The organism is Streptomyces hokutonensis, from assembly GCF_000376565.1.
Classification (GTDB): domain Bacteria; phylum Actinomycetota; class Actinomycetes; order Streptomycetales; family Streptomycetaceae; genus Streptomyces; species Streptomyces hokutonensis.
In genome coordinates, this window is record NZ_BARG01000160.1 from 1 (window position 1) to 2,017 (window position 2,017).

General features: G+C 69.1%; 2 protein-coding genes and 1 pseudogene. 1 reads left to right on the plus strand and 2 read right to left on the minus strand.

Features of this window, described 5'->3' with window-relative positions:
• Nucleotides 1-144, plus strand: a pseudogene (locus tag SSP08S_RS64130) (IS5 family transposase); the annotation flags it as partial.
• 314 nt (nt 145-458) lie between these two features.
• On the opposite strand, the gene SSP08S_RS54485 reads toward SSP08S_RS64130, so the two are convergent.
• The gene (locus SSP08S_RS54485; RefSeq protein WP_078532918.1) at nt 459-956 is read right to left on the minus strand and encodes an NUDIX domain-containing protein; all 498 of its coding nucleotides are present in this window, start codon (nt 954-956) and stop codon (nt 459-461) included.
• 37 nt (nt 957-993) lie between these two features.
• The coding region (locus tag SSP08S_RS54490; RefSeq protein ID WP_019076040.1) for an NsdA family TPR-like regulatory protein at nt 994-2,017 on the minus strand (1,024 nt) is incomplete at its 5' end.

The following is a 2,017-nucleotide window of genomic DNA, read 5'->3' on the forward strand; positions in this document are numbered from 1 at the left end:
GGCTGGCTCATGCACCACCGCCGCCTCGCCCGCGACTACGAAACCCACCCACACCGCTCAGAAGCCATGATCCGCATCGCGATGATCGACCTCATAAGCAGACGGCTGACCCGCGAATCCACCCTGAACTGGCGCGACACCTGACTTCGAATCAAACACCATCGCCAGGACAAAACACTCTTTGACCGTGATGGAGCTGGCTTCCAGTGGATGGACCGTGACCAGACCCTTCGCGATCTCGACCAGCTTGTCGAGCCGAACGGGGCCGTCGTCCTCGCCTCCGGCGGGGCCCCTGGCGATCGCCGTATGTCTCCGGGTCGTCCTGGACGCATATGTCACCGAGGGCGGCAGCACAGACGGCCTCCCCGAACGAGGCGTACCGCAACGTCGCCTCGGCCGCGCGAATACCTTGGGCTGGGCAGCGTTGTGGGAACAGGCCGAGTCGCATCGGCGTCTCTTCACCAGCCGTCGAGGGAGACTTCCGGCCCTCCGGTGAGGTAGCGGTGCAGGGCGCTGGCGGTGGTGTTCACGAATTCCTCGGGGATGGCGTCCGCGTCGGCCCAGCAGACCTGGGCGTGCTTGCGTGGCTCACGGTTCTCTGGTTCGCCGGTCCACTCGTGAGCGGCGAAGACGATGGTGAGGAAGCCGTTGGGGGCTTCGACGCCCCAGGCGCCATGGATGATGTGGGCGACCTTAAGAGCCTCCGGTTTCACGGTCAGGCCGGTTTCTTCGTACAGCTCCCGCACCGCGGTCTCGGTGACAGGCTCGCCGGGCTCGCTCTTGCCGACCGGAAGATCCCACATCCCTTGGGCGAACTTGGCGTTCTGGCTCCGCTGGAGGAGCACAACCCGGTTGGTGGCCTTGTCGTGGACGATGACGGCGGCGACCAGCAGGGTCATGGATTCCAGGGCGGGCGGTAGGGCTTTGGGCTGGTCGTCGGTTGTCCGCTGAGCCACGGCTGGTGTTCCCTTCGTCGGCCGGTTGGTGGGCAGCTTAGGCCAGTGCTTCGCGTGCGCGGCGGGCGAGTTCGGCGGCTCCGGGCACTTTGCGGCGCTGGTAGATGGAGAGGGTGGAGCGGAGCGAGGTGATGGCTTTGCGGGTGCGGTCGGAGGTCATGCCCTCCATGAGGGTCAGGGCCTGTGCCCAGGCGGCGACGGCTTCGTCGGCGCGGGTCTGGGCGGCGAGGCTGTCGCCGAGGTCGGCGTAGGTGAGGGCGTGGACGCGCTTGTATTTCTCGGGGTCCCAGCGGATCAGGGCGTCGCGGTGCTGCTGTTCGGTGCCGATGTGGTCGGCGAGGTCGGTGAGGGTGCGGGCGGTGTGGCTGGTGACGGTGCCGGCGGCGGGGCCGCTGACGCGGGAGTAGCTGGGCTGAGGTACGTCGTCGCGCAGGAGGGCGTCTTCGGCGGCGAGCAGGGCTCGGGCCGCTGCGGGCCTCTCACCAATGGCGGCGTAGGCGCGGGCGTGGGTGATGTGGAGGAGGGCTTCGGTCTGGCCGTCGACGTGGCCGAGGCCGCGGGTGAGGGCGCCTTCGACGAGGTCGACGCAGTGGTGGGGCTGTTTGAGGCTGAGGGCCTGGTGGGCGAGGGCGCGCATCATCCAGGCGGCGTGGCCGTGTGGGTCGGCTTCCCAGGCGAGCTGGTAGCCGACCTGGTAGTAGCGCTGGGCGGCGCCTTCCTGGCCAAGGTCGTGGTGCTTCCACCCTGCCAGGTAGGCGAGTTCGGCCACGGCGCCGAAGGCTGCCCGTCGTAAGGCTTCGCTCGGGTAGCGGCCCCGGAGCATGGGTGCGGCGGTGTCGGCGAGGTAGGCGGTGACCGTGGTCAGTCCGTGGCCGCCGCCGAGGCGTTCGTCTGCCGCGCTGAAGGCCGCGGTGATCTGCCGTACGACGTCCACGTCTTCTGCTCCGACCACGGACGTGCCGGTGCGCGCGCGGAGCATGCGGGCGGTGGCCTCGTGGTCGTGGGCAAGTGGCATCGCGACGCCGGCGGTGGTGAAGGCGGCCACCGCGAGGAAGCGGCGG